We start from the raw sequence: 26,895 nt of genomic DNA on the forward strand, positions 1-26,895 counted from the left end.
ATCGGAACATGGCCCGGAACAAAGGCTTGGACATCGAGACGGTAGCGATCGGCCGGTACGTCTTGTTGACCACCTTCACGAAAGACGGTGTGCCGAAGTCGACTCCGATGTGGTTCGTCACCGAGGGCGATGAACTGCTGATGACCACGGGCGGCGACTCCTGGAAGATCAAGCGGATCAGGCGCAGCCCAAGGGTGACGGTGGCCGTGTGTACCCAGCGTGGTCGGGTGATCAGTCCGACAGCAGACGGCACCGCCGCAGTGGTGGAGGATCCGGCGTCCGTCGAGCGTATCCGCGCCACGGTGCTCAAGCGCTATGGCCTGTTTGGCCGGATCGCGTGGGCGCTGAACAGCCGTCGCAGCGGCTCCAGGGTCGGAATTTCGGTGACGCTCGGTGCGCCGGAAGCGCAGTGACATACCTACGATGGGCGCATGGGTGCGAACCTCCCGGCGCCGACGTTCGATGACGTCTGTGCCGCCAAATATGTCCTGCTGACCACCTACACCAAGGACGGTCGGGCCAAGCCCGCCGCGGTCTGGGCAGCGCCGGAAAACGGCGAGCTTCTCGTGTGGACCGAGACGAACTCCTGGAAGGTGCGCCGCATCCGCAACACCCCACGGGTGACGCTGGCCGTCTGCGACGTGCGCGGCAAGGTTCGTAGCGGCGAGATCCAGGGAACCGCGCGGGTCCTGGATACCGACGGCACCGAGCGGGCTCGCGCGGCGATCACCCGCAAGTACGGCCTGGTGGGATGGGTGCTGGTGAAGGCGAGCATTCTGCGCCGCGGCAGCACCGGCACCATTGGGCTGGCCGTCACCGCCTGACCCGCACGTCGATACGGGAACCCAGCGGCATATCGGCTCGTTGAGTCGGTATGTGGCCAGGCCTGTTTCTGCTGTACGTGATCGTCGAGGTGTCCGCGCTGGTGGCGTTGACATCGGCCGTGGGCATCGGCTGGACCATCATCGCCGTTGCGGCGGCCTTCGTCATAGGCCTATTGCTGGCTGGCTCCCAGGCCCGACGCGCCCTCGACCAGCTGCGACGAGGTGTGAGGTCCCCGGGTGGAGCAATCGCTGACGGTGCGCTGATCGCACTGGGCTCCGTCGCGGTGGTGATCCCCGGGCTGGTTTCCTCGGCCATCGGACTGCTACTGCTGCTGCCGCCGACCCGTGCCGTGCTGCGGCCCGTTCTGACACTGGTCGCGGCCCGCCAACTGAGCCGGCGCGCACCCCTGATCACCGTCATTCCCTCGGGGTATGGCGCGTTTCAGACCGGCCAGCCCCGGGCGCGCACGGTCGACTACATCGACGGCGAGGTCATCGACGTCGCGGACGAATCCGGCGGACAGAGCTTCAGATACCGTCCCGGCCACGACCTGCCCGCGTAGACCTCGCCTGAGCCCGGCAGAATTACCGAGTGCAGACTCGTTCGGGCGCTCTTCGCGCAAGCAGCTCATCGCAACTGCTCGTCAACGCCCGGGTGCACAGCCCGTCCCATCCCGCGGCGACCGCGATGGCGGTGACCGGCGGCGTCATCAGCTGGATCGGTGAGGACGACCTCGGCCGCGCGGAGTTCCCGGACGCCCAGGTCGTGGATCTGGAAGGTGCCTTTGTGGCGCCCGCGTTTGTCGATGCCCACGTTCATGTCACCGCGCTCGGGCTGTCCATCATCGGGCTCGACCTGTCTGATGTGACCTCGCGCGAACAGTGCCTGGCCCGGTTGACCGCGTATGCCCGCGAGCACGCCGACGAGGTGATCTGGGGCCACGGCTGGGATGAATCACGATGGCTGGATCGGCATCCGCTGACCACCGCCGACCTCGACGCGGCGGCACCCGGTCGGGCCGTCTACCTCACCCGCATCGATGTGCATTCGGCCGCGGCATCGACCGCGCTGCGACAGCAGGTGCCCGGACTTACCGGGGCCACCGGATTCCACCCCGAGCAGCCGCTGGCCGCCGCGGCACACCATCTGTTGCGGGCCCACGCGCGCAATGCGCTCTCGGCGAAGGGGCGGGCCACCGCACGGCGGGCGGCCCTCGACACCGCGGCATCGCTCGGCGTGGTGTCGGTCCATGAATGCGGAGGACCCGAGATCGGCGGGCTGGAGGATTTCCGTGAGCTGTTGGCCACCGAGCACGGCGTGCAGGTCACCGGCTACTGGGGAGAAGCGGCACGCGATCCCGATCACGCGCGTGAACTCATCGCCTCGACAGGGGCCGCCGGTCTGGCCGGTGACCTCTTCGTCGACGGCGCGCTGGGATCGCGTACCGCCTGGCTGCAGGAGCCGTACCGCGACGCGCCCCACACCTGCGGCACCAGACATCTGGATGCCGAAACGGTTGAAGCGCATCTGGACTCGTGCACGCAGGCCGGCATCACCGCGGGATTCCACGTGATCGGGGACGCCGCCGTCGCCCAAGTGGTCGAGGCCCTCGAGCGGGTGGCGGCGCGCCACGGTGTACCCGCCGTGGCGCGGTGCGGCCATCGGCTGGAACACCTCGAAATGATCTCCGCCGCACAGGCCGAGCAACTTGGCCGGCTCGGCGTGATCGCCAGCGTGCAGCCGGCTTTCGACGCCCTGTGGGGCGGCCCCGACGGCATGTACGCGGACCGACTCGGCGTGGACCGAGGTACTCAGCTAAACCCGCTGGCGCTGTTAGCATCCCAAGGCGTGCCCCTAGCGTTCGGTTCCGATGCCCCCGTCGCGCCCATGAATCCGTGGGTGACGGTGCGGGCGGCGGCGCATCACCGCACCGCAAGTAGCTCCGTATCGGTCCGTGCGGCATTCGGTGCCGCGACCCGAGGTGGCTGGCGCGCACAGGGAATTCACGATGGCGTCACCGGCACACTGGCCCCGGGAGCGATTGCCAGCTACGCGATCTGGGAGACAGGGGATCTGACCATCAACACCAGCCAACCGGGCGTTCAGCGGTGGTCCACCGACCCGCGCTCGCGCGTACCGGCACTGCCCGACTTATCGGACGCCGCTGCTGTACTGCCCAAGTGTCTGCAGACCGTGCACCGCGGCAAGGTGATCCATGGCTGACGAGACTGTCGATGAGACGCGTGACGAGGATCTGGCTGATCTCGACGAGCAGTCCGACGTTCCGGCAGACGATGAGCCGGAGGATCCCGTCGAGGCCGGCCCTTCGCGCGGGAAGCTCTTCGCGGCGGCGGTAGGCGCGCGCGTCACGGCTTTCGGTCGAGCATGGATGCGGGCGGCCGCCCGCCAGGGCGCGGCCGTGGTCGGCGGTCTCGCATTGTGTGCGAGCTTCCCGCCCTGGGGTTTTTGGTGGGCGGCGTTCCCCGCGTTGTCGATCCTGGGACTGGTGCTGTGGTCGTCGAAGACCACGCTGCGCGGCGGACTCGGGTATGGGCTCCTATTCGGTCTGGCGTTCTTCATCCCGCTGTTGCCGTGGACGGGTCAGCTGGTAGGTGCCGTCCCGTGGTTGGCGTTGTCCTTGCTCTGCGCCACCTGGGTGGCCCTGTTTGGCCTGCTGGCGGTCGCCGTGCGGAATCTGCCCGGTTGGCCGCTCTGGTTCGCCGCTGCATGGACCGCCACGGAATGGGGCAAGGCAAGCGTCCCGTTCGGCGGATTCCCTTGGGGCCGAATTGCTTTCGGCCAAGGCGATAGTCCGATGCTGAGTCTGGCCCGGTATGGGGGAGCGCCGTTGGTGTCCTTTGCGGTGGCCCTGGGTGCGTTTGCGGTCACCGCGCTGGGTATCGAGATGTATCGGTGGTGGCGCAGCCCGTCGGTGGGCCCGGATGGTGCCCGGCCGGTGCCGTCGGTGCTGCTGCCGGGAACGTGCGTGTGCCTTGTCCTGATCGCGATGGCGGTCAGCTGGCAGCAGGTCCGGCACGCGAGCCACGGCGCCACTGACGGGCGGACCGTCACCGTCGCGGCCGTCCAGGGCAATGTGCCCCGGCTGGGCCTGGATTTCAATGCCCAACGGCGCGCGGTCCTCGACTATCACGTCAAGGAAACTCTCGTACTGGCCCAGGACGTCAAGGCCGGAAAGGCGCCGGCGCCGCAGTTCGTGGTGTGGCCCGAGAACTCGTCGGATATCGATCCGATCCGCAATGCCGACGCGGCCGAGGCCATTAACGAAGCAGCACAGGCCATCGGGGTGCCGATTCTGGTCGGTGGAGTGCTGCGGCATCCCGATTTCACCCCCGAACAGCCCAAGTCGATCAATTCCATCATCGTGTGGGACCCGAACAGCGGCCCCGGTGAGCGTCACGACAAGCAGATCGTGCAACCGTTCGGCGAGTACCTGCCCTGGCGGAGCTTCTTCGCGCACTTCTCCGAGTACGCCGATCGGGCCGGGTACTTCGTCCCCGGGGACGGCAACGGCGTCGTCACCGCGGGAGGTGTCAAGATCGGTGTCGCCACCTGCTGGGAGGTGCTCTTCGATCGGGCGCTGCGGCAATCCACGCTCAACGGCGCCGAGATTCTCACGGTGCCGAGTAACAATGCCCTGTTCGGAACCGCGATGAGCGAGCAGCAGCTGGCCATCTCGAAGGTCAGGGCCGTCGAGCACGACCGGGAAGTCATCGTCGTCGGTACCACCGGGATCAGCGCCTTTGTCTCTCCCGACGGAGTCGACGCGGGCCGCACCAAGTTCTTCCAACCGGCTTACATCGACATGCAGGTGCGACTGCACAATGACCTGACACCCGCCACGCAATGGGGGCCGTGGGTCGAATGGGCGCTTGCTCTGATCGCCGTACTTGCCGTCCTGGCCTCGGCTGGCCTGGCGATACTGCACAATGGAGGGCTGAAGAGGCCGGAACGTGAGGTTGAGCCGGCCTCACCGATTAAGGAGACCTGACCGGAGTGGATCCCGTGACCGAACGTCCGAGTGCCCGGACCCTGGTGATCATTCCGACGTACAACGAGCGGGAGAACCTCCCGCTGATCCTCGGTCGGTTGCACAAGGCGCAACCCGATGTGCACGTGCTGATCGTCGATGACGGCAGCCCAGACGGGACCGGCGAGCTGGCCGACGAGGCAGCGCTTGCCGACCCTGATCGCGTACATGTCATGCACCGCAAGGAAAAGGGTGGCCTCGGTGCCGCCTACATCGCGGGCTTCGGCTGGGGTTTGGCCCGTCAGTACTCGGTGCTGGTGGAGATGGACGCCGACGGCAGCCATGCTCCCGAACAGCTGTCGAGACTGCTCGGCGCCGTGGACGCCGGAGCTGATCTGGCGATCGGCTCGCGGTATGTGCCCGGCGGCACCGTGGTCAACTGGCCGTGGCGACGGCTTGTGCTGTCCCGCAGCGCGAATGTCTATGCGCGGCTGGTGCTGGGAGTCAAGCCGCACGACATCACCGCGGGCTACCGCGCATACCGCCGTGAGGTGCTCGAAAAGCTGGATTTGGCGGCCGTCGAGTCGCACGGGTACTGCTTCCAGATCGATCTGACGCTGCGCACCATCGCGCACGGCTTCGAGGTTGTCGAGGTGCCGATCACCTTCACCGAGCGCGCGATCGGTGAATCCAAGATGAGTGGCTCGATCATCAATGAAGCCCTGGTCAAGGTGACCAAGTGGGGTGTCAAAAGCCGCTTGGACCGGGCCCGCGGCGTCAATCGCTGAGGTAGTCAGTCCTCACGCATTGCGGGCCATCAGGCCGCCGTCGACGGGAATGACCGCGCCGGTCAGATACGACGCGGCCGGCAGGCACACACTCAATGTCATGTGTGCGACTTCCTCGGCGCGACCGTAGCGGCGCAGTGCGGTACGCCGGCGGGCATAGGTGTCCTTGTCCTCGGCGGGAATCGCGGCCGTCATCGCGGTATCGATGGGCCCCGGGCAGATGCAGTTCACGGTGATCCCGTCCCGCCCCAGATCGACCGCCAGACTCCTGGTCAACCCGGCCAGGCCGGATTTGGCGGCGACATAGGGGCTGTCATACGGGGTGGCGCCGAGGGCCTCCGTGGATGCGATGTTCACCACGCGCGGGGCAGGGGAGTTGCGCAGAAACGGAAGTGCCGCGCGAACAACGCGCACCGGTGCGGTCAGGTGTACCGCAAGTGATCGATCCCAGGTATCGCCGTAATCGGGGTCATCGAGCGATCGGAACGCCGCGAACCCGGCATTGTTCACCACGATGTCCAGCCGGCCGAACCGTTCACCCACGGCGGCGACGACCTCGCTGATCTGCGTGTCATTGGTGACATCCAGCGCCCAGGGAACTGCGGCATCACCGATCGCGTCGGCGACGGCTTGTGCGTCTTCCAGGCGTAGATCGGTGACTGCGACGAATGCTCCGTCCGCGGCGAAAACGCGGGCGGTGGCTTCCCCCATACCGCTCCCGGCGCCGGTAACGAGGACAACCGAACCCGCTACCGATCTGCCGGGTGCACTCATGGGTGGGGTTGGACTGCCGCGGCTCTAGCCTCTACGGCGACCCTTGATCAGTTCCAGACGCTCTTTGAGCAGCTCATCGAGCTCTTCGACGCTGCGACGCTCTAGGAGCATGTCCCAGTGCGTGCGCGGTGGCTTGACCTTCTTGGGCTCGGGCACATCGCCGTCGAGCAGCGTGCCCTCCAAGCCATTGCGGCAAGCCCAGTTCGCCGGGATCTCGGCGTCATGGGCGAAGGGAACGTCGAATTCTTCACCGTTGTCGGTGCGGTAACGGGCCATACGACGGGGCGCCAGGTCGTGGTCACGATCGGTTTCGTAGCTGACGGCGCCGAGCCGGCTGCCTCGTAGCACGCGATCTGCCATGTGTACTTCTCCTCTTCACTGCGGGTCTGTGCGATCGGATCCCGCGTTTACATTGCTGGTGGCTGTCTACCTCAACGCGGCACCTGCGGCATTAGTTCCCTGTTCATGCAGGTTGTGGCCCTCATTATAGTTCGTGAACGCTCGTCTGACTGTCACCGCTACGCATCTGTGACGCGTGGCGGTGAATACGACGAGAAAAGACGTCTGTCTTAGCGGCGCTGTGCCGTGGTGATCGCTGCCCGGCCGTCGGCAGGCGACCGACTGACATACGTCGGTGCGTAGTGCTGCAGTAACTCGAACGTGGTCAGGTGTGCCTCGCACGTGAAACCGTGCGCGGCGAGCAGAGCGTCGGCGTCGGCCGCGGTGAGACCGGTGAGGTACGGCTCCCCGAATCGTGCGGCCGCCTGTGTCCACAGCCGGGCGCGAGCGGAGGTGCTGTCCCCGGCCACGAGATTGGTATCCAGGTAGTCGAAAACCAGGCGGCTGCCCGGCGCGCAGACCGCGGCGAGATCGGCCAGCGTCGCGTCGAGGGCCTCCCGGGTGAGATAGGCGGTCACGCCGAGCCAGATGATCAGACTGGGCCGGGTGGGATCGAACCCGCTGTCCAGAAGCCTTTCGCGGAGTGCGTCGTGTTCGAAATCGCAAGGTACCCAAACGATGTGATCGTTTCCCTCGTCCGGCCGGAGCCGTTCCACGACGGCGCGTTTGTCCGCTTGAGTGGTGGGCGCGTCGACCTCGAAGATCTTCACGGGACTGTTCGTGGCCCGGCGCAACGACGTGGTATCGAATCCAGCACCCAGCAGCACCACCTGATCGACACCATCGTTGATGACGCTCTCGAGCACGTCGTCGGTGTAGCGCGCCCGCAAGACCAGGAAAAAGTGGCCGGCGGCACCGAATACGGATTTCAGTAATTCGATGAATGCGCGGGCGGCCAGGGGATGGATCAAACACACCCGCAATAGGGGACTGTGGATGAAGTACCGCGAATAGGGATCGTCTAGCAGACGACGATCCGGCGGCTGTAGCGTCTCGGCCGCGCGTTGGGCGGCGCAGGATTGCGCCGTAAAACTCGCCCGCCGATCTAGACGGCGACTTTTCACGCGCCGGTCTCCGTATCTGGAGTGCGGCAATCATCTATTCCGCGGTTTTTGGACAAAGGTTTCCTTTTTATGTCGGGCTCGCGCCGGTCGTCGAGCGAACCAGTGATGGGTCCGTTTCCCGCAACGCGCGGCACGGCACCCGCATGGGCCACCAGAACCACCGGCCCAGGAGGGTCGCGATGGAGGGGATGACGAGCGAGCGGACGATGAGCGTGTCGAGCAGGAGCCCGACGCCGACCGTGGTGCCGATCTGGGCCAGGGTGCTGGAGTAGCCGGCGATCAACGCGAACATCGTGAAACCGAAGATCAGACCCGCGGTGGTGACCACACTGCCCGTGCCCACCATGGAACGGATGATCCCGGTCTTGATTCCGGCACGTAACTCTTCTTTGAAGCGGGCCACGAGTAGCAAGTTGTAGTCGGCGCCGACCGCGACCAAGAAGATGAAGGAGCACGGTGCGACCGCCCAGTGCAACGGCAGACCCACGCCGTATTGCCAGATGGCGACACTGAGCCCCCATGCGGAAAGAAATGACAGTCCCACGGTGCCGACGACGGCGACCGCGGCGACGAAACTGCGCAGCAGCAGCAGGACTACGCAGAACACGAAGGCGAACGCTGCCACCGCGCTGGTGATGAAGTCTTCCTTGGCGAAGGCGGCGATGTTGAGCAGGGTGCCGCCGGCTCCACCGATGCTCACCGTGCTGCCGCCGAGTGAGGTGCCTTTGAGTGCTGCCTTCGCGGTCGGGACGATCTTTGCGCTGTAATCCATGCTCTCCCGGCTGAAGGAGTTCACATCGCCCATGACCAGCATCCGGGTGATCTTGCCGTCCGGGGAGAAGAAGACGGACATCGCGGATTGGAACAGCGGGGACTCGAAGGCCTGACTGGGGAGGAAGAAGTATCCGCTCGGGTCACCCTTCATATAGGTGTCGGCGATCTCCCGCAGGAACTGGGTGACCTCATTCATTTGCAGCAGCAGCGAGTCGGCCATGCCGCGGATGGGCGTCAGCGTTCGTTGCGCGTCGGCGAGGAACTGGTCCAACATGCGGACCTGAATCACCAAGTTCGGCAACGACTCTGAGGCGACACGGGAGGCGTCCACAAGATCCTCGAACTTGCGCCCTCCGGAATCGTTGAGTGCGTCGAGCACCGAGAGTCCGGTCAGCGCCGTGTTGCAGGGAAGGATCTGTTTGCAATCGGGGACCATGTCCACGAGCTGGCCTGCCGTATCGATGCCGCCCGCGAGCAGCGGCTGCATCTCGTTGTGGACGCCCTTCGCCATCTTCAACAAGTCGATGAGACGTTGCCGGGTGGCCTTGCCCGTACCGCCGGGAAGCTCGACGGCGCGCTGGGTGACCTGAAGATCCCTGAGGACTACCTTGACCCCCACGGAGAGCTGATCGATTTGGCCGGTGATTCGGGCGATGCCGTTGAGTTGTGTGCTGACCATCTCGGCTATTTGGGACATCCGTTCGCCGATGTATCCGCCTTGGTAGGTCAGGGTGCCTTGAGGCAGCGGCGAGATGAGCGGGCGGGTAATGCCTTGCACCGCTTGCACACCGTCGACGCTGTAGACGGCATTGGTCAGCTTCGCGAGCGCGATCAGGTCCGCGGAGTTGCGCATGTCGTGATCGGCCTCGACGAAGAGCAGATTCGGGTTCAGCATGTTGGGGGGCAGGTGCCTATCGGCGGCATCGAGGCCCAGGTTTGCTTCGGTGTTGGCCGGTTGGGCCGCCCGCTCGTTGTAGCTGATGACATACGTCGGCAGCACGAGAATGGCGAGTGCGAGCACGGCGAGGCTGCCGGCCAGTACCGGGCCGGGCCAGCGGACCACGTGGGTGGCGATGCGTCTCCAGCGCCGGATGGCCCGGTCGCCGCGCGGCTCGTAGAGTCCGAGCCTGCAACCGATCGCCAGTAGCGCGGGGCCCAGGGTCAGTGCCGCGGCCAGCGCGGTGAGGATGCCGATGGTGCACGGCAGACCGGACGTGGAAAACGCGGCGAGCCTGGTCAGGGTCATACATGCCGTCGCGCCCGCCACAGTCAGTCCGGAGGCGAAGATGATGCGCTGCACACTCGATAACGCGGTGTAGTACGCCGTCGTGGGGTCCTGGCCGGCTCGTCGTGCCTCTTGATATCGGCCCAGTAGGAAGATGCCGTAGTCGGTCCCCGCACCGAGGACGATGCCGGCCAGCAGGCTCGAGGCGAATATGGAGATGCCGATGACGCCGCGTTCGCCGAGAAGGGCGACGATCGGCCGGGCCGTCACCAGGGCAACCGCCACAACCAGCAGCGGCATCGATGCCGTGAACAGCGAGCGGTAGGTCAACGACATGATGATGGTGATGCAGATGGCGCACGCGATGATGATCGGCAGGATCGACCGGTTGATCGCCAGCAGTTCGTCGTTCACGACCGCGGATGGACCCGTCACATAGATCTTGACCCCCGCGGGAGGCGGGTACGCCTTGACGATGTCGCGCACCGCCTGGGTCGACTCCATGGCCAACGCGGTGCCCATGTTGCCGCTCAGGTTCAGATAGCTGAACGAGGCCTTCCGGTCCTGGCTTTCGAACGCCGGGGCGAATGACGGATCGGACCATAGGTCGATCGTCGTGATGACATGTTTCTTGTCCGCCTTGAACTTCGCCATCAGGTCGGCGTAGTAGCCGTGCATCTCTGCTCCAAAGGGCTTGTCGCCCTCGGCCAGAACCGCCACGAAGTTATTGGTGCCGCCGTCACCGAAGTACTTGCCCATATTGGAGAGCGCCTGCACCGAGGAGGCCTCGTCCGGCAAGAAGGACAGCGCGTGCCCCTCGATCACCTTCTCGAGCTGGGGGCCCGCGGCATTGAGCCCGCATGCGAGCAGCACCCACAGGATGACAATAGGTATGGAAAGCCCGTACAGCAGTCGGGCGTACAGGGGTCTGTGTTGCTCGGTGCTGGTGTAGGTGTCGCGACGGAACGGCACAGAGAACTCGTTGCGCACACGTCTACCGAATGCTCGCGATCGAACGGAGAAGCTGTCCTTGCCGCCGGCGGCCGGTATCGGCCCGGTGACCGCGTCGGTCTCGTCCCCGTTCATGCGACTTGCACCTTGCAGCTCGCGATGCCACCGGTGGCGGTCGCGACTTGTTCGTCGCGGACCTTTCCGTTGACGGTGATCCGGCATCCGACTCCGGTGGTATTGGATTGCACCACCATGCTCGTCACGAGGGATGGTTCCACGGTGCGTAGCGCCTCCTGCCATGGCAGGACGGTGTCGACGTTCTGGTTGTGGCCGTCGTCGTCGAGATAGGACACCGTCGCCGGAGTCCCGGCCGGCCCGACCGCCTCGTACTGAATCGTCCGTTCGGTGAGGCTGCCCAGCGTGGGCAGGCGGCCCACGGTTCCCGCCGCCTCGTCCGGGATGTCGGTCGAACGCAGCTTGAAGATGAACAGCGCTGCGACGGTAAGCACCGCCAGCACAACAAGATACACCCAAGCGTTCTTCATCGAGCTACCTTTGGGTGAAGCGACAAAGTCATCTGAAACGCCCTTCGTGTTGCCAATCAGACGGGTACAGTCCGAACTCCACAGAATGACTCGACAGGTAAAGCATCGTTAGTGGTCAAGATGATTCCAGATCAGTTCGAATGTCTCGCTATTTCGGCAAAAGTTCCATTGTCTCCAGGTAAGTTCAACAACTAGGAGAGGGCAGGGCGTTGGTCGCAGTGGCTATCATTGGCATCGGGTGCAGATTCCCCGGTGGCATAGAAGATGCGGACAGCTTTTGGGAATTCGTGTTACTCAAAGGCGATGCCGTCGCAGACATTCCGAAGGACCGCTGGGATGCGGATAAGTTCTACGATCCAGACCCTGACACTCCGGGGCGGATGTACACCCGGCGAGCCAGCTTCCTCGCCCAGGGCTTCCGCCGATTTGATGCGGACTTCTTCGGGATCTCGCACCGCGAGGCCGCCGTTCTCGACCCGCAGCAGCGACTCCTTCTCGAAACCTCTTGGGAGGCACTCGATGACGCGGGTATCGCGGGGCAGGCGCTGGGTGGCAAGGTAGGCACCTTCATCGGCGGCTTCATGAACGACAACATGATCAGCCGGGGGCTTGCCCGAAACCTCGAGAAGATCAACAACTTTGCCGCGTTCAGCGCATCCCAGACCCTGCTGTCCAACCGAATCGCCCACGCGCTCGACCTCTGGGGGCCGAGCATGACCGTGGACACCGCGTGCTCTTCCTCGCTCGTCACAACGCATCTCGCGGTGCGTGCGGTCGCGAACGGCGAATGCGATGTGGCGCTCGCCGGCGGCGTTAATGTCATGTTCCAGCCGGAAACGTTCATCACCATGTGCAAGGGCAGGTTCCTCGCGGCAGATGGCCGCTGTAAGTCGTTCGACGCGGCCGCGGACGGCTATGGCCGCGGCGAGGGTGTCGGCATCGTCGTACTCAAGAACCTGGAGCAAGCGCAGCGGGACGGCGACCGTATCTATGCGGTGATCCGGGGTAGTGGGGTCAATCAGGACGGTCGGACGATAGCGCTGCCCGTGCCAAATCCGTTGTCGCAACAGCGTCTTGCCGAACAGGTGCTCGCAGAGGCGGGTGTCGATCCCGCACTCGTCGGATACGTCGAGGCGCACGGTACCGGTACGAGCGTCGGGGATCCGCTGGAGGCGGAGGCGCTGGGCCACTCATACGGCCAGGCTGCCGGCCGCACCCAATCTCTGATCATCGGCTCGGTGAAGAACAACTTCGGGCACACCGAGGCCGCGGCCGGCGTCGCGGGCCTGATCAAGGCCGCGCTCACGGTGCAGCGGCGCACCATCGCGCCGCAGGTCGTGCTCGACAAGCTCAATCCCCAGATTCCCTTCGACGAGCTCAGGATTCGGGTTCCGCTCGAGGTGGAGACCTACCCCGATCTGGGCGCGCCAGCCTACGCCGCGGTGAACAGCTTCGGCTACGGCGGGGCCAATGCGCATGTGCTGGTCTCCGAGCCTCCCGCACCGACAGCCCTCGAGGCTCCCGTGCCGGTCCGGGACAGCATCCGGATCTTTCCGGTCTCGGCACGCAGTGGTACGGCGCTGCATGAGGTCGCCGGGCGGTATGCAGAGATGCTCCGTACCGACACGGGTGCGGCAGACGAGGCGAGTACGGTCTCCGACGACTATGCGCGGCGCCTGAAGACTGCGGCCACCGGGCGGCGGGCGCAGCACCACCTCCGTAAGGGCTTCATCTATCGCGACGCGGATGATCTGCTGGTACAGCTCAATTCCTATGCTGAGAGCGAGGAAGCGGCTCCGCCGCGTGCCCTCGTCGAGGGCATCTCGGATCCGGTGTTCGTCTTCAGTGGCATGGGTCCACAGTGGTGGGGGATGGCGCGCGGCTTGCTGGAGTGCCAGGGGGTGTTCCGGGACACCGCCGCCGACATCGATGCGGTGTTCCAGGAGATTTCGGGCTGGTCGGTGATCGCAGAACTGCTGCGATCACAAGGGGATTCGCGTGTGAGTCGTACCGAGATCGCTCAACCGGCGAACTTCCTGGTGCAGTCGGCATTGGCCAAGCACCTCGAACAGTTCGGCATCCGGCCCACAGCGGTAGTGGGGCACAGCGTCGGTGAGGTGGCCGCGGCCTACGTCGGCGGCGCATTGTCGCTGCGGGACGCCGCCACTGTCTCGTTCCACCGGTCTCGCTTGCAGGCGAAGACGGCGGGCTCGGGTGGCATGCTCGCGGTCGGACTTGATGCCGAGGAGGCCCAGCGCCGTGCCGCACGCTTTGGCACCGCCGTGTGCGTCGCGGCGATCAACAGCGCCGCGGCGACGACGCTGTCCGGTGACTCCGCGGCACTGCAGACCCTGCACGACGAACTTGCCGGGGACGGGATTTTCGCCCGGATGCTGCACGTGGAGGTCCCGTATCACAGCCAGCTCATGGATCCCATCCTCGACGAGTTGGCGACTTCCCTTGCGGGGTTGACGCCGCTGCCGACGGACATCCCGTTGTACTCGACGGTTACCGGCGAGAAGGTGGACAGCGCGGCATTCGCCGATCCCGCCTACTGGTGCCAGAACGTGCGTGAAAGTGTCCTGTTCGCAAGGGCGGTAGACACGCTCATCGCGGACCGGTATCGAGTCTTCCTCGAGGTCGGGCCGCACCCGGTTCTTCTGGGTAACCTGCGCGAGAGCTTTGTGCGCCACAGTATTTCCGGTGCCGCGGTGCAGACGCTGCACCGCGATCAGGATGACGAGCAGTCGGTGTTGCAGGCCATCACCGACCTGTACGCGGTGGGCGCTATCGATGCGCCCGGGCAGGCGGACATCTACGAGCACGGCGTGATCGCGCATATGGACCTGCCGAAATACCCGTGGTCGCAAGAGGAAGTGTGGGAGGAAGATCCCCTCACATTGCGCGCGCGGTACGGCGACGCCGACCGTTTCGCGCTTCTCGGTGACCGCGCGGACGCGCTGACGCCGCAATGGGAGGTCACCTTGGCCCCCGCGAATCTGCCGTGGCTGCCTGACCATACGGTCCTCGGCTCGGTGGTGCTGCCGGGAACCGCGTACCTGGACGCCGCCTTGTCCGCGGTGCGTCAACGTTCCGGTAAAGGCCAGGCCGGATTGGACTCGGTGGTCTTCGCGGTGCCGTTGGTCGTCGCCGAGCACGATGCCCCGATCACCCGCATCACCGTGGACGAACCCACCAAACGGTTCATCGTCAACGGCCGTTCCGCGCACACCCAGATGTGGACGGCACACGCCAATGGCCGTCTGGTGGAGGCGAATCTGGGGACGTCCCGGATCGAGGTTCCGGCGCAGTCGGTCAACGACAGGGTCTTCGACGGCCAGGATGTCTACAGGGGGCTGGCCGCGGTCGGGCTCTCTTACGGGCCGGCGTTTCAGCGAATCCAGAGTGTGCGCATCGGATCGGCGGGCTGCGTCGCGCAGCTGGCGAGTCTGGTGGACGGTCCCGAACCTGGTTCCGCACCAAAACATGCCGTGCATCCGGCGTTAGCCGACGCGGCACTGCAGTGCATCGCGGTTCTGCTGGCGGCGCGTCCGGAACTGGATATACCGCCGACGGCGCATGTCCCGGCTTCGATTGATCGCGTGCGGCTGTACCACGAGGTTCCCGAGGATCCGATCGCGGTCGTCGAGATCACCAGCACGCAGCCGTTGCGAGCCAACGCTTATCTGGCGTCGCGGGACGGCGAGGTCGCACTGGCGATGACGGGGGTCACCCTGCGGCCGGTCGGGTCGGCCTCGCCGCCACTGTCCGAGCTTGAGCAGTACTTCTACGAACCCCGTTGGGAGCCCTTGGAGGAGGAGGTTGAGGGACAGCCTGCCCCTGTGGCCCCGACGCCGGTGGCCCGTGCCGCGAACGCGGTCATCGAAATCGCGGATGTAGACGCTGCCGTCGCCGAAGGCGCTCGTCGCGCGGCCGCCGCCGGTGTCGTGGTCTTCAGCGCTGACACCGTGCAAAGAGCAGATCTCGCCGAGACTTTCGCGGCGGCGCTGCACCGGGACGAGTTCTTGCGAGTGCTGGTCACGGTGGGCTCGGGGAAGTCCGCCGTGGATAACGTCGATCGGCTCGTCACCGTCGCGCAGGCGTTGCGGGTGGTCCTGGAGGCCGAGACCGAACGCGGTGTCGTGAGTCCGGACGTGCAGGTGGTCGTGGTGAGCAAGAACGCCTTCCTCGCGCCGGGAGATCATGGCCTGGACCTCGATCAGGTGGCGCTGGTGGGGGCGCGCCGTGTGCTGGCGAACGAGCAACATCCCGCCAAATGGTCCCTGGTGGATCTGACCGATGGGGTCACAGCGGACGAGGTGACCGCCGAGATCGGTGCGATGAATCGCGCCGAAGAAGTGGCGGTGCGTGCGGGTGTGCGGTGGACCCAACGGATGCGCCGATCACTGTCGGAGCTCGTCGCGCCGTGGGAGGAGCCGTTCGAGCCCACCGATCCGGAGGTGGCCTACGAAGTGCAGATCCCGGATACCCGGACGCTCAAGGACATCACGCTGCGCGCGTGCGACCGTATCGAGCCGGGGCCCCGGCAAGTGGAGGTCCGCATCGAGACCGTCGGACTCAACTACAAGGACCCGTTGAAGGTCCTCGGAATCCTGACGGAGCGCGAGCTCGGTAAGACCTATTTCAAGCTGGAGCCCGGCATGGAGGGCTTCGGTGTCGTCACGCGTGTGGGCTCACAGGTTGACGAACTCCGGGTCGGCGAAAGCATCGCGGTCGCCGAGCGGGGTCTGCTGCGCCGCTACCTGACGTTCGACCTCGACGGCGGCGCGGCCTGGGAGCCGATAGCGGACGTGCATCTGCAGCGGGAGGAATTCGACCCGCTCGCCGTCGGTTCCGGTGTCCCGTTCTTCACCGCTGGCTATGCGTTCTACAAGCTCGCCGACCTGCAGCCCGGCGAGACGGTTCTGGTGCACGGCGCGGCGGGCGGCATGGGCATGGCCGCGGTTCAGGTCGCGGTCAACATGGGTGCGGTCGTGTACGCGACGGCCGGTAGCGAGGAGCGTCGGCGCGCGGCACTGGACCTGGGCGCCACCGCGGCCTTCGACTCGCGCTCGATCGGGTTCGTCGAGGACATCCTGCGGATCACCGAAGGACGCGGGGTCGATGTCATCTACAACTCGCTGCCCGGCGAGATGATCGCCCAGAACTTCGCGGTCGCCGGAGAGTTCTGCCGGATCATCGAGATCGGGAAGGCCGACATCTACTTCGGCGGGGCAACGGATCTCAAACCGTTCAGCGGCAACCTGTCGTTCCACTCCGTCGACATGGATCGCATGCTGCGCATGCGGCCGGAGATCTTCCGCGAGCTGCGGCGCGAATGCACCGAGATGCTCACCGCGGGCAAGCTCACCCCGCTCCCGTACACGAGATTCCCGATCGACCAGATTGTCGGGGCGTTCGAGGCGGTGTTCCGTGCGGAGCATATGGGCCGGATCGTGCTGGATCTACGCGATCAGACCCCGACCCTGCTGCCCCGAAAGTCCGACCCGGTCCCGGTGCGCCCGGGCCACTCCTATCTCATCACCGGCGGATTCGGTGGGTTCGGGTTGGCCACCGCGCGTTCGTTGGCCAGAGCCGGGGCGACTCATCTGATTCTCGCGAGCCGCAGCGGTGCCACGACGGAGGTGGCGCGAGCACAGATCGAGGCCTTGCGTGCCGCCGATGTCGATGTGTGGGAAGAGCGGATCGATATCAGCGACTACGACCAGGTCGCGGACCTGGTCGCGAAGGTGGAAGCTTCGGGGCATCCGCTGCGCGGCGTCTTCCACGCCGCCGCGGTGGCGCATGACGAGGTGATCGCCGATATCAGTGCGGAGTCGCTGTACAAGGTGTTCGGACCGAAGGTGGGGGGTGCGCTGAACCTCGATAGGGCCACGCGTGAGCACAATGTGCAGCTCGACCACTTCGTGCTGTACTCCTCGATCAGTGGCCTGATCGGTATCGTGCCGCAGCTGACGTATGCCGCGGCGAACAGCATGTTGGACGGCCTTGCTGTGTCGCGGCACGCGGCCGGGCTGCCGGCGCTCTCGGTGAACTGGGGCGCGATGAGTGGTGGCGGCATGGCCGAGTCGGATGCCATCGTCAAGTTCCTCGACTCGGTGGGGCTGCGCCGCCTGAACATGGATCTGGGAGCAACACTCATGCAGGAGTGCTCCCGTTTCCCGCTGCCACATGTCGCCATCGCGGGTATCGATTGGGGAGTCTTGCGTACCCCGTTGCCCTCGACCGCCAAGAGCACCCGTTTTGCGCATTTGTCCGCGGAGGCTGCCGCCGTGTCGAACGAACAGGCCGCTTTCCGCGCGGCGGTGTTGACGCTGCCGGAGGAGGAACGCGGGCCGATGGTCACCAAGGAGCTGGCCAAGGAGCTCGCCAACGTTCTCAAGGTCGACGTGGACAGCATCGATCCCACGGGGCCGATCGCCGACCTCGGGATCGATTCGCTGATGGCGGTGGAGTTCGCCGCCCGAGCCGGCAAGCAGTTGAACATCCAGATCAGTGCGTTCCAGTTCACTCCGGATCTCACTCTTGAGGCGGTGGGTGCCCGGGTGGCGCTGCTCATCGCGCAGGGGGTCGGCGATCCCGACCACGACGGGATGTAGCTGGTCGTGACTACTACTCAGCCGCCCGCTCCGCTCGAGTGTTGGTGGTGGCCTAGGGCGTATCAGCCGTCGTTGCCCACCGTGCTGTTTTTCCCGGGCGCGGGGGCAAACCACGCCGGCGAGCAGCACCTGGTTCCGCATCTGGCGGGCGTGAACTTCGGGGTGTGGCGGATGCCGGGGCGCTGGACCCGATCGGCCGAGCCGCATCCGGACAACCTGCTCAGGCTCGCAACGGAGTGTGCGGAGTCCGTGATCGGACTCGGCTGCCGGCGTCCGGTCCTGGCCGGGAAAAGTTTCGGCGGGCTACTGGGTTATGCGGTATGCCAGGTATTGGAGGCTCGCAATTTCGAAGTAGGCCGGTTCATTCCGGTGGTGAGCGGCCATCCGTCTCTCTGGGGCATGGACGCTATCTACGGCAAGGCCCGCGGCCATAGTCTGAAAGAGCACGCAACCTGGAGGCTCGCCAACGATGAGCAGCGCGGCGCCTGGCCCCCGAGGAAAATCGCGGACGAGGCGCTACTGGAACAGGCGCGACTATTCGTGGTGACCGACCTCAGTCTGGGTCTGCAATCGATCCCGCATCATCGGATCAAAACGCCGACCACCGAGGTGAGCGCAAAAGATGATGAGGTGCTGCCGAAGTTCGCCGCACCACGCCGATGGGCCCCGTACACGCGTGGTGAGTTCACGAGCATCCTCGTGACGGGCGGACATTACTTCTACTGGGCGAATCCTCAGGCCTTGGCGACCATTCTGACCAATGAGGCAGAGTTCGCATTCAGCGGTTCATTCTCGTAGCCAACGAGATTCGGCACTTGACGTGCTACGGCTCAGTGCGCTGACAGTCCGGGCCGGTGTACTGCCAGTTCGAGTCGCTTGTGTACTCACAACCCGGGCCTACGTACTTCCAGGCTGGGGGCGGGGCCGGGGCGCGCAGTTGACCGCCTTCGCCCGATCCGTTCCGGCCCGAATACCGCCAGCCCCAACCACCGAACCAGCTGTCCGGGTTGACGCAGCCTGTCATGGTTCCCGGTCCCCACGGTCCCCATAGGGGTGGGGGCGGGGGTGGGGGGTTGAGCCCGTCGAAGCACACATCCGCGGGGGCCGGTGTCGGCTGCGCCGAGGCCGTCGCCGCGTTCATGACAGCGACCGGAGCGGCAATGATGCCTGCTGCTAACACGGCCTGCCCGAGCATGAGGATCTTCTTCATCGCACAACCTCCGACGTTGGATGCCGCTGTGACTTCGCAAGATTAGCGCACTCTCGGCCGATTTCCGGGCAATTGCGGCAATTGCGCTCATCGGTACAACGCGGAGCGAAGCGATGACTGCCGCACCCGTCTACCAGTGCTGTTACCGAGGCTGGCGCGGGCAGGACGGACAACGCAATGAGTTGCCCAACCCCAACGGTGGGTAGCCGGGCGGCGGTGTGGCCGGCAAGGGCGTGTGCGACTGCGGACGGGGGCCACCACTACGCTTCTGAACGTGGCGCGTCGCAAACATGCTCAGCCCTGCAAGTGGTGCGGGCGTGAAGTCGACGACGCCGAATTGGGCCGGCGGCGCCAGTATTGTCGCCAATCGTGTCGTCAGCGCGCCTACGAGCAGCGGGCGGCGGTCAAGGGCACGTCGGTGCCCGCCGATGCCGTGGTGCTCACCGCCGACGAAGCAACAGACCTGGCCGATCGGGTGTATCAGGCGCGATGTGCGGCCGAGGATGTCGCGACCGCCGTCGACGAAGGTGCGAGCCAGGACGAGCTGCGTCAACTGTGCGAGGAGCTGTTGCGGGCCGCCAAGGCAGCCGACGGCTGGCGCTAACTTTCTTGCTCGTGGCAGCCGGCATACCCGTCGAATCACCGCGAAATTAACTCTTCACGGAATCGGAACGCGCCCATAGGTTGTCGGTCACCTACCGATATCAGTTGAGACACCGCCGCCGACCCGTGAGGACTCTCGAGCTTTTCATGACCACCCGTAATACGTTGGTGGCCGCTGCGGCGACTGACCCCGACGACTCTGTCTCCGGCCCGTCTTGGCGGGAGCGGATCCTCGGTCGGCGCTGGGAGATCATTCGTTTTCTCTCGCCGTTCACGGTGCTGCTGATCTGGCAGGCGGGTAGCGCGTGGGGGCTGATCGATCCAGACATCCTGCCCGCGCCATCGACGATCGCCCGCGCCGGAATCGAATTGATCGGCAATGGGCAGCTTGCCGAGGCGTTGCGGGTCTCGGGAGTACGTGCCGCCGAAGGTCTATTGCTGGGCGGCGTGGTCGGGGTGGTGCTGGGCGCGGCGGTCGGGTTGTCGCGTCTTGTGGACGCCGTGGTGGACCCGACCATGCAGATGATCCGTGCGCTGCCGCATCTGGGGCTGATTCCGCTGTTCATCTTGTGGTTCGGCATCGGTGAGTTGCCCAAGGTGCTGATGGTGGCACTCGGTGCGGCGTTCCCTTTGTACCTCAACACCACGTCCGCGATCCGGCAGGTGGATCCCAAACTCTTCGAAACCGCACAGGTACTTGGGTTTTCGTTTTGGCAGCGGTTGCGTGTCATCATCGTCCCCGGCGCCACGCCGCAGGTGCTCGTGGGGTTGCGCCAGTCCTTGGCGTTGTCCTGGCTCACCCTCATCGTCGCCGAGCAGATCAATGCCGACGCCGGGGTGGGATTCCTGATCAACAACGCACGCGACTTCCTTCGTATCGACGTCATCATCTTCGGTCTGGTGGTCTACGCGTTGTTGGGCATTGTCACCGACGCCATCGTGCGGGTGCTGGAACGGCGTGCGTTGCGATACCGATCATGAAAGGCCCTTCATGACAGTGGTTTTCGAGGTGACTGAATTGTCGTCGGAGCGTGCCACGCCTGCGGCCGAACTGACCGGGGTGACCAAATGGTACGGGCGCAACCGGGTGCTCGACGACGTCTCGCTGCGGGTCGGTCAGGGTGAGATTGTGGCGCTGGTCGGGCGCAGCGGCTCCGGCAAGTCGACGGTTCTCCGGGTGCTGTCCGGCCTGGCCGGGGACCACGACGGCGAGCGCGAGGTACTCGGAGCTCCGGCGGTTGCCTTCCAGGAGCCGCGGCTGTTCCCGTGGCGTTCGGTGCGCGAGAACGTGCGGTACGGGCTAACCCGCACCAAACTGTCTAAGGCGGAGGCATTTTCGCGCGTTGATCGAGCCCTGGACGAGGTGGGGCTCGCCGACAAGGCGCAGGCCTGGCCGCTGACGCTCTCGGGCGGGCAGGCGCAGCGGGTGTCTTTGGCGCGGGCGCTTGTCGCCGAGCCGCGACTGCTGCTGCTCGACGAGCCCTTCGGCGCCCTCGATGCGCTGACCCGGCTCTCGATGCACCGACTGCTGCTGAACCTCTGGCGCGAGCACGCTTTTGGCGTGCTGCTGGTCACCCATGACGTGGACGAGGCGATATCGCTGGCCGACACCGTGCTGGTGCTCGACGAGGGCCGGTTGGCGCACACCCTGCGCATCCGCAATCCCCGTAAACCCCACGGTAAGCATGACGTCGAAACCGAGAACTACCGAGGAGAGCTCCTTGCGCAGCTTGGTGTTTAAGTCAATCCTCAGCGCAACGGCGATCGTGCTGTCGTTGGCGGCCTGCACCTCCGGCCGCGACGATAAGGGCGATTCCGCGGTGCCGCAGCTCGTCCCCGTCTCGGAGCTGGCGGGTCTGACGCTGCGCGTGGGCGATCAGAAGGGCGGCACCGAGTCGCTGTTGCGGGCGGCGGGCGAGCTCGACAACGCGCCGTACAAGATCGAATTCTCCACCTTCACTTTTGGCCCCCCGCAGATCGAGGCATTGACCGCCGGCAAGATCGACTTCGCCGTCACCGGGAACACACCGCCGATCTTCGGCGCCGCGTCAAAGGCGAGAATCAAGGTGGTATCCGGCTATACGAATGACGCCTCGGGCGACCAGATCCTGGTCGCCGACACCTCCCCAATTCACTCGGTCGCCGACCTGCGGGGCAAGAAGGTGGTTGTCGGGAAGGGGAGTTCGGCGCACGGCAACCTGTTGCTTCAGCTGCAGAAGGCCAATCTCACCATCAAGGATATTCAGCCGATCTTCCTGCAGCCGGCTGATGCGTTCACGGCATTGAGCCAGGGTCAGGCGGACGCATGGGCCATCTGGGACCCGTATACGGCGCTGGCCCAGAAGCAGCTGAAGGTTCGCACTCTCGCGACCGCGACCGGTGTCGCGAACGGATACGGATTCGGTGTCGCACCGCAGGTTGCGCTGCGCGACGCTCGGCGCAATACGGCACTGTCGGACTTGGTCCAGCGCATCGCGCGGGCCAGCCTGTGGGCCCAGGCCCATCCGCAGGAGTGGTACGGAAAGTACGCTGCCGCAATTGGAATCGATCCGGCGGCAGCAGAGCTCGCGCAATCGCGCAGCCTGCGGCTGTCGATACCGCTTGACGCCGAGGTCAACGCCTCCGAGCAGAAGCTGGCCGATCTGTTCGCGCAGTCGGGCCAGATTCAGGGCACGCTCACCTTCTCGGATTTCGTCGACAACCGTTTCGACAACGCCCTCAAACAGTTCTTCGTCAAGTCCCAGTAACCCGCACAAGGAGAGTAATTCCCGTGGCCGCCAAGTTTTTCTGGTTTTTGCCCACCAACGGAGACAGCCGTTCGATCGTGGGTGCCTCACACGCCTCGACGCATCACACCGTGCCGGCGGGTTACCGCGAACCCAGCCTGCGGTACCTCGGCGAGGTCGCGCGTGCCGCGGACCGGCTGGGCTTCGAGGGTGTGCTGACCCCCACCGGGACCTGGTGCGAGGACGCGTGGCTGACCGCGGCGGGGCTGCTGGATCAGACGGAACGCCTGAAGTTCTTGGTGGCATTCCGGCCGGGTCTGGTCCCGCCGACTCTGGCCGCGCAGCAGGCGGCGACCCTGCAGCGCTTCTCGAACGGCCGGCTGCTGCTCAACGTGGTCAGCGGCGGCGACGACGCCGAACAGCGGCGCTTCGGAGATTGGCTCACGCACGACGAGCGGTACGAGCGCACGGGTGAGTTCCTGCAGATTGTGCGCGATATCTGGAAGGGCAACGCGGTCGACTTTTCCGGAAAGCACTACACGGTGACCGATGCGCGGGTATCTGAGCCGCCAAACCCCTTGCCGGAGCTGTATTTCGGCGGCTCTTCGCCGGCCGCGCTACCCATCGCAGCCGACCATGTCGACGTGTATCTGACGTGGGGTGAGCCGCCCGCCGCTGCCGCGGCAAAGATCGAGGCGGTGCGCGCGCTGGCGAAGGAGCGCGGGCGCACCCTGCGGTTCGGTATCCGCCTGCACACCATCAGTCGCGACACCTCGGAAGCGGCCTGGGCCGTCGCCAATTCGTTGGTCGGTGAGCTGACCCCCGATCAGATCGCGAAGGCGACGGCGCTGCACTCGAAATCGGAGTCCGAGGGTCAGCGGCGCATGACCGCACTGCACGGCGGCCGTCTCGACAAGTTGGAGATCTATCCGAACCTGTGGGCGGGGGTCGGATTGGTGCGCGGAGGTGCCGGCACGGCGCTGGTGGGTAGCCACGAAGAGGTGGCCAACCTGATCTCCGAATATCACGCGGTCGGGTTCGACGAGTTCATCCTGTCCGGGTACCCGCATCTCGAAGAGGCTTACTGGTTCGCCGAGGGTGTGCTTCCGCTGCTCAAGAAACGAGGGGCACTCGCCGCCTAGGCCAAGTGGGCGCTTTCGTCATCGAGATCGTTGCGCCGCAGGCCCATTGGTGTCGAGGCCGGCAGGTCGCCACCGGCGATGACCTGCCGTGTGATCGGGGTGAGGGTCCGGAAGAGCGTCTCCACCTCCGCATCGGTGAGGGCATCGAGCACCGGTAAGGACGCGCTGTCGGTGCGTTCTTCGATATCGGCCTTCACGGCATGGCCGTGCGGGCTCAGCCCATCCCCGTCCAGCAGGCCACGCCGGGTCAGTTCCCGTTCGATGTCCGCCCACTCGGCATCGTCGTAGTCGCGACTGCGCAGGATATTGTCCTTGCCGGCCCGCCCGGCGGCGACGTGGAACACGTTTGACTCACGGCCACCGATACCCGCGGCGACCAGTGCGGCAACATGAGCATCCCCACGCTGTTCACGGAGCAGTGTGGCCGCGTGCCACAACGCTGCCACCGGTTCATCGGGCCAGGCAAGGGTGGTGAGCGCTGCGTAGAGCGGGCGGCCGGAGGCCGACGCGGCGCGGGCCGCCTTGCCGAGTAGTTCGGCAGCGGTGCGCAGATTTTCGTCATCGGTGAGGCCGTAGCGACGTAGCGCGGCCACGGCGCCGGACTGCCGGGCGATCAGGGCCTGCTCGGGACTGACCGTGTCCCAGGCACCATCGAGCGATGTGGCGACCCGGAACGGGGCGAAGTTGTAGAAGATCGCCTCCACCACGCGGGGGGCGGCCTTGCCCAGGGGCGCGGAGCGGGTGGCGAAGTATCCACGCCAGAAGCCGCGGTAGCCGAGTTCGTCGATGGCGGTACGTGCCTCCGGGGCGAAGTAGACGATGCCGTGCACCGGTTCGAATCGTTCGTAGAGGCGACGGGCCAGGGCTGCTGAACGTGCCATGAAATCAGTGAACCATGCACTGTTTCCAACCCGCTGCACTTGTCGGCAGGTGATCGTAGGGTTGTGTCATGGGATTGAGTGTGGATGAACGACAAGCATTTTTGGCCGAGCCCCATGTGGCGGCGATCTCCGTGAGTGCGGGTGCCGACCGCGCTCCGCTGACCGTGCCGATCTGGTACTACTACACCGCCGGGGGCGATCTCTGGATTCCGACGGGCAAGGGTTCGCGTAAGCATCAGCTGATCGAGGCCGCGGGCCGGGTGACGCTCATGGTCGATCGAGAGCAACCGACGGTGCGCTATGTCAGCGTGGAGGGGCCGGTGACCAAGATCGTGCCTCTCGAACACGACCAGCATCGGCAGGTCGCCGCCCGGTACATCCCGGAGGAGTTGCTCGACGGGTACCTCAAGTACTCCGAGGGATACGGCGAGCAGATCGCCGTCTATGTCTCGCCGGAGCACTGGCTCTCCGCGGATCTCGGCGGCCCGGAAAACTGGGGCTGACCCCACGGTGGGTCACAGAGTCATCGGGGCATCGGGAAGTTCTCGGTTCCCGGTTCGCCGGCCGGTATCACCGGCAGCGTGAGCGTCGAGGGGTGCGCCGCATCGTGCAAGATGGTCTGCGTCGCGGTGCGCAGCTCGGCGTTCTGTCCGAAGGGTGCGCCGGTGTTCGGGTTGGGCGCGTACTGCGGGAAGTCACTGCTGGAAATCTCCAGCCGGATGCGCTCGCCCGGGCGGAACTGGTAGCTCACCGGCCAGACGTCGATGCGGTACTTGTGCGGCTGCCCCGCGGGGATGAGCCGCTGCTCCGATAGCGACGCCGCCAGGGAGGTGCGGACAATGCCGTTGTTGAGGTTCACTGCCGCACCATCGGATTGCACGACAACGAGTTTCGCGGTGAAGTCGGTATCCGGGGCCGATGACGACGCCCACAGGTCCACACTGATCGGGCCGGTGACCTCGGTATCGGTGGTGACGGGCTCGCTGGTGTACGTCAGCACGTCGGGGCGCTGTTCCACGGCGCCCTGGTCGTAGCGGCCTTCCGGGGCCGAATCAGCGGCGCAGCAGGAGTGCCCGCCGGCGCTGGGTACCGGGTTGGCCGGGTCGTAGAGATAAGTGTCGGGCGGGTCGTGCGGCGCGGACGACTTGTCCAGCGTGCCGGTGTGCTTCGCGCCGGGGCCGCCGAGGTGGTAGACGGTCCAATCAGTCTGCGGCAACGGCCAGGCGGGCGCGCTCTTCCAGCGGTTGGCCCCCATCACGTAGTAGTCGACGCGGGGCGACTCGGGAGCGACACCGTTGTCGGCGCCCTTGAGGAAGTGATCGAACCAGGCCAGCTGCAGTTCGTTGACGGGGCTGTTGGCCCCCGGCCCCAATTCCTTCAGTAACGGTGACGGACTTGATGATTGGCGTCCCCAGGCCAGGTGATCCCACGGGCCGATGACGATGCGCTGATGCTGCCGCGCCTCCGGAGAGCCACCGCGGGCCGACATGCCGGCGAAGTTCTCCAGCCCACCCCGCAGGAACGCGTCGTACCAGCCCTGGAAATGCAATACCGGAATCTTGACGTTCTGATACCGGTCCCGGATGCTCCAGCGTTTCCAATAGTCGTCCCGGGTCGAATGCCGAATCCAGTCGAAGTACCACGGTGCCACCTGCGGATTTCCCGGTTGCATGGGCGGAAGATCCTGATAGGGACGGAAATTGAGCCAGCGATCGCGTTCCGTGGCGGCGGCCTGCAGTTGAGCGACGGCCGCGTCATCCCCCCGGTTCTTTGCCGCGGTGGTGGCGATCGTGCCGATCGCCCACGGCTGCACGAACCCGAGCCGGTACTCGCCGCCCTCGTACGTCCATCCGTCGTAGTAGTCGGAGGCGGTGTTGGAGGGGACGATGGTTGTCAGGTGCGGGGGAGTGGTGGTGGCGGCAAGCCATTGAGTCGCACCGACATACGACGAGCCGTACATGCCCACCTTGCCCGTGGAACCGGGTAGGGCTGCGGCCCATTCCACGGTGTCGTAGCCGTCGGTACCGTCATTGCCGAACTCGGTGAACACCCCATCCGAGGCGCCTTGACCACGTATGTCTTGTACCACCACGAGATAGCAGTGCGAGGCGAACCAATCGGGAGTGCGGAATCGCGACGGCTGGATCTGCGCGGTGTCCTTGCCGTACTGGGTGCGCATCACGATGACCGGCACGGGGGCCTTGACTTTGGGGCGGTAGATGTCGGCCCGCAGGATCGTACCGTCGCGCATGGTGGCCGGCACATCGATCTTCTTGGCAACCGCGCACGGTCCCCGGCCATCGGAGGGGGGCCATGAGATGGAACCCGTGCCGTGGCCACATCCGGTGAGGACGAGGCTCAGCGTGGCGGCGAACATTCC

The 26,895-nt window shown here is 65.6% G+C and carries 22 protein-coding genes; 14 read left to right on the forward strand and 8 right to left on the reverse strand.

Annotated elements, in window-relative coordinates:
* Positions 1–8: 8 nt before the first annotated feature.
* The 6 genes from BKG76_RS07685 (at position 9) to BKG76_RS07710 (ending at position 5,601) form a co-directional block, all read left to right on the forward strand.
* The gene (locus tag BKG76_RS07685) at positions 9–413 is read left to right on the forward strand and encodes a PPOX class F420-dependent oxidoreductase (RefSeq protein ID WP_070937111.1); all 405 of its coding nucleotides are present in this window, start codon (positions 9–11) and stop codon (positions 411–413) included.
* 18 nt (positions 414–431) lie between these two features.
* The gene (locus BKG76_RS07690) at positions 432–824 is read left to right on the forward strand and encodes a PPOX class F420-dependent oxidoreductase (RefSeq protein WP_070937112.1); all 393 of its coding nucleotides are present in this window, start codon (positions 432–434) and stop codon (positions 822–824) included.
* Positions 825–874: 50 nt separating this feature from the next.
* Positions 875–1,387 (forward strand): FxsA family protein, encoded by a 513-nt coding sequence (locus BKG76_RS07695; RefSeq protein WP_070937113.1) that lies wholly within the window; start codon positions 875–877, stop codon positions 1,385–1,387.
* A gap of 125 nt (positions 1,388–1,512) precedes the next feature.
* Entirely contained in the window at positions 1,513–3,048 is a 1,536-nt protein-coding gene (locus tag BKG76_RS07700; RefSeq protein ID WP_070937157.1) for an amidohydrolase, read from the forward strand.
* Positions 3,041–4,834, forward strand: coding sequence for an apolipoprotein N-acyltransferase (gene lnt, locus BKG76_RS07705; RefSeq protein WP_070937114.1), 1,794 nt, complete (start codon positions 3,041–3,043; stop codon positions 4,832–4,834). Before BKG76_RS07700 ends, lnt begins: the two co-directional genes overlap by 8 nt.
* A 5-nt stretch (positions 4,835–4,839) precedes the next feature.
* The gene (locus tag BKG76_RS07710) at positions 4,840–5,601 is read left to right on the forward strand and encodes a polyprenol monophosphomannose synthase (RefSeq protein ID WP_070937115.1); all 762 of its coding nucleotides are present in this window, start codon (positions 4,840–4,842) and stop codon (positions 5,599–5,601) included.
* Between the two features lie 12 nt (positions 5,602–5,613).
* Here the strand turns inward: BKG76_RS07710 and BKG76_RS07715 are convergent, their stop codons facing one another.
* The 5 genes from BKG76_RS07715 to BKG76_RS07735 all read right to left on the reverse strand — a co-directional run bounded on the left by BKG76_RS07715 (position 5,614) and on the right by BKG76_RS07735 (position 11,333).
* A complete protein-coding gene (locus tag BKG76_RS07715; RefSeq protein ID WP_070937116.1) occupies positions 5,614–6,375 on the reverse strand; it encodes an SDR family NAD(P)-dependent oxidoreductase in 762 nt (253 codons plus the stop codon).
* A 24-nt stretch (positions 6,376–6,399) separates the two neighbouring features.
* Positions 6,400–6,735, reverse strand: coding sequence for an RNA polymerase-binding protein RbpA (locus BKG76_RS07720; RefSeq protein WP_043079148.1), 336 nt, complete (start codon positions 6,733–6,735; stop codon positions 6,400–6,402).
* 209 nt (positions 6,736–6,944) lie between these two features.
* On the reverse strand, positions 6,945–7,838 hold the full coding sequence (locus BKG76_RS07725; RefSeq protein ID WP_070937117.1) for a class I SAM-dependent methyltransferase: 894 nt from the start codon (positions 7,836–7,838) through the stop codon (positions 6,945–6,947).
* A gap of 67 nt (positions 7,839–7,905) precedes the next feature.
* On the reverse strand, positions 7,906–10,923 hold the full coding sequence (locus BKG76_RS07730; protein ID WP_070937118.1) for an MMPL/RND family transporter: 3,018 nt from the start codon (positions 10,921–10,923) through the stop codon (positions 7,906–7,908).
* The gene (locus tag BKG76_RS07735; protein ID WP_070937119.1) at positions 10,920–11,333 is read right to left on the reverse strand and encodes an MmpS family transport accessory protein; all 414 of its coding nucleotides are present in this window, start codon (positions 11,331–11,333) and stop codon (positions 10,920–10,922) included. Before BKG76_RS07735 ends, BKG76_RS07730 begins: the two co-directional genes overlap by 4 nt.
* 209 nt (positions 11,334–11,542) lie before the next feature.
* On the opposite strand from BKG76_RS07735, the gene BKG76_RS07740 reads away from it, so the two are divergent.
* Entirely contained in the window at positions 11,543–17,953 is a 6,411-nt protein-coding gene (locus BKG76_RS07740; RefSeq protein ID WP_070937120.1) for a type I polyketide synthase, read from the forward strand.
* A 6-nt stretch (positions 17,954–17,959) separates the two neighbouring features.
* Positions 17,960–18,751 (forward strand): thioesterase II family protein, encoded by a 792-nt coding sequence (locus BKG76_RS07745; RefSeq protein ID WP_070937121.1) that lies wholly within the window; start codon positions 17,960–17,962, stop codon positions 18,749–18,751.
* A 25-nt stretch (positions 18,752–18,776) separates the two neighbouring features.
* Here the strand turns inward: BKG76_RS07745 and BKG76_RS24300 are convergent, their stop codons facing one another.
* Complete coding sequence (locus BKG76_RS24300; protein WP_083337966.1) at positions 18,777–19,163, reverse strand: hypothetical protein; 387 nt, start codon at positions 19,161–19,163, stop codon at positions 18,777–18,779.
* Positions 19,164–19,437: 274 nt separating this feature from the next.
* Between BKG76_RS24300 and BKG76_RS07750 the strand changes: the two genes are divergently transcribed.
* From BKG76_RS07750 to BKG76_RS07770, 5 genes are all read left to right on the forward strand, one after another.
* Entirely contained in the window at positions 19,438–19,767 is a 330-nt protein-coding gene (locus BKG76_RS07750; RefSeq protein ID WP_070937122.1) for a hypothetical protein, read from the forward strand.
* 146 nt (positions 19,768–19,913) lie between these two features.
* Entirely contained in the window at positions 19,914–20,747 is an 834-nt protein-coding gene (locus BKG76_RS07755) for an ABC transporter permease (RefSeq protein ID WP_070937158.1), read from the forward strand.
* A gap of 10 nt (positions 20,748–20,757) precedes the next feature.
* Complete coding sequence (locus tag BKG76_RS07760) at positions 20,758–21,507, forward strand: ABC transporter ATP-binding protein (protein WP_070937123.1); 750 nt, start codon at positions 20,758–20,760, stop codon at positions 21,505–21,507.
* The gene (locus BKG76_RS07765; protein WP_070937124.1) at positions 21,452–22,513 is read left to right on the forward strand and encodes an ABC transporter substrate-binding protein; all 1,062 of its coding nucleotides are present in this window, start codon (positions 21,452–21,454) and stop codon (positions 22,511–22,513) included. The genes BKG76_RS07760 and BKG76_RS07765 overlap by 56 nt, the downstream gene beginning before the upstream one ends.
* Before the next feature lie 23 nt (positions 22,514–22,536).
* A complete protein-coding gene (locus BKG76_RS07770) occupies positions 22,537–23,634 on the forward strand; it encodes an LLM class flavin-dependent oxidoreductase (protein WP_070937125.1) in 1,098 nt (365 codons plus the stop codon).
* On the opposite strand, the gene BKG76_RS07775 is transcribed toward BKG76_RS07770, so the two are convergent.
* A complete protein-coding gene (locus BKG76_RS07775; protein ID WP_070937126.1) occupies positions 23,631–24,515 on the reverse strand; it encodes an SCO6745 family protein in 885 nt (294 codons plus the stop codon). The genes BKG76_RS07770 and BKG76_RS07775 overlap by 4 nt on opposite strands.
* 68 nt (positions 24,516–24,583) lie before the next feature.
* Between BKG76_RS07775 and BKG76_RS07780 the strand changes: the two genes are divergently transcribed.
* Entirely contained in the window at positions 24,584–25,018 is a 435-nt protein-coding gene (locus BKG76_RS07780; RefSeq protein ID WP_070937127.1) for a pyridoxamine 5'-phosphate oxidase family protein, read from the forward strand.
* 20 nt (positions 25,019–25,038) lie between these two features.
* On the opposite strand, the gene BKG76_RS07785 is transcribed toward BKG76_RS07780, so the two are convergent.
* The gene (locus BKG76_RS07785; RefSeq protein ID WP_070937128.1) at positions 25,039–26,892 is read right to left on the reverse strand and encodes a CocE/NonD family hydrolase; all 1,854 of its coding nucleotides are present in this window, start codon (positions 26,890–26,892) and stop codon (positions 25,039–25,041) included.
* Between the last annotated feature and the right edge of the window lie 3 nt (positions 26,893–26,895).

Origin of the sequence: Mycobacteroides franklinii (genome assembly GCF_001853795.1) — a bacterium.
Classification (GTDB): domain Bacteria; phylum Actinomycetota; class Actinomycetes; order Mycobacteriales; family Mycobacteriaceae; genus Mycobacterium; species Mycobacterium franklinii.

Coding starts and splice junctions, on each gene's coding strand:
- BKG76_RS07685 (WP_070937111.1), top strand. CDS start 9: ATGGCCCGGAACAAAGGCTTGGACATCGAGACGGTAGCGATCGGCCGG.
- BKG76_RS07690 (WP_070937112.1), top strand. CDS start 432: ATGGGTGCGAACCTCCCGGCGCCGACGTTCGATGACGTCTGTGCCGCC.
- BKG76_RS07695 (WP_070937113.1), top strand. CDS start 875: ATGTGGCCAGGCCTGTTTCTGCTGTACGTGATCGTCGAGGTGTCCGCG.
- BKG76_RS07700 (WP_070937157.1), top strand. CDS start 1,513: ATGGCGGTGACCGGCGGCGTCATCAGCTGGATCGGTGAGGACGACCTC.
- lnt (WP_070937114.1), top strand. CDS start 3,041: ATGGCTGACGAGACTGTCGATGAGACGCGTGACGAGGATCTGGCTGAT.
- BKG76_RS07715 (WP_070937116.1), bottom strand. CDS start 6,375: ATGAGTGCACCCGGCAGATCGGTAGCGGGTTCGGTTGTCCTCGTTACC.
- BKG76_RS07720 (WP_043079148.1), bottom strand. CDS start 6,735: ATGGCAGATCGCGTGCTACGAGGCAGCCGGCTCGGCGCCGTCAGCTAC.
- BKG76_RS07730 (WP_070937118.1), bottom strand. CDS start 10,923: ATGAACGGGGACGAGACCGACGCGGTCACCGGGCCGATACCGGCCGCC.
- BKG76_RS07735 (WP_070937119.1), bottom strand. CDS start 11,333: ATGAAGAACGCTTGGGTGTATCTTGTTGTGCTGGCGGTGCTTACCGTC.
- BKG76_RS24300 (WP_083337966.1), bottom strand. CDS start 19,163: ATGAAGAAGATCCTCATGCTCGGGCAGGCCGTGTTAGCAGCAGGCATC.
- BKG76_RS07755 (WP_070937158.1), top strand. CDS start 19,914: ATGACCACCCGTAATACGTTGGTGGCCGCTGCGGCGACTGACCCCGAC.
- BKG76_RS07760 (WP_070937123.1), top strand. CDS start 20,758: ATGACAGTGGTTTTCGAGGTGACTGAATTGTCGTCGGAGCGTGCCACG.
- BKG76_RS07765 (WP_070937124.1), top strand. CDS start 21,452: ATGACGTCGAAACCGAGAACTACCGAGGAGAGCTCCTTGCGCAGCTTG.
- BKG76_RS07775 (WP_070937126.1), bottom strand. CDS start 24,515: ATGGCACGTTCAGCAGCCCTGGCCCGTCGCCTCTACGAACGATTCGAA.
- BKG76_RS07780 (WP_070937127.1), top strand. CDS start 24,584: ATGGGATTGAGTGTGGATGAACGACAAGCATTTTTGGCCGAGCCCCAT.
- BKG76_RS07785 (WP_070937128.1), bottom strand. CDS start 26,892: ATGTTCGCCGCCACGCTGAGCCTCGTCCTCACCGGATGTGGCCACGGC.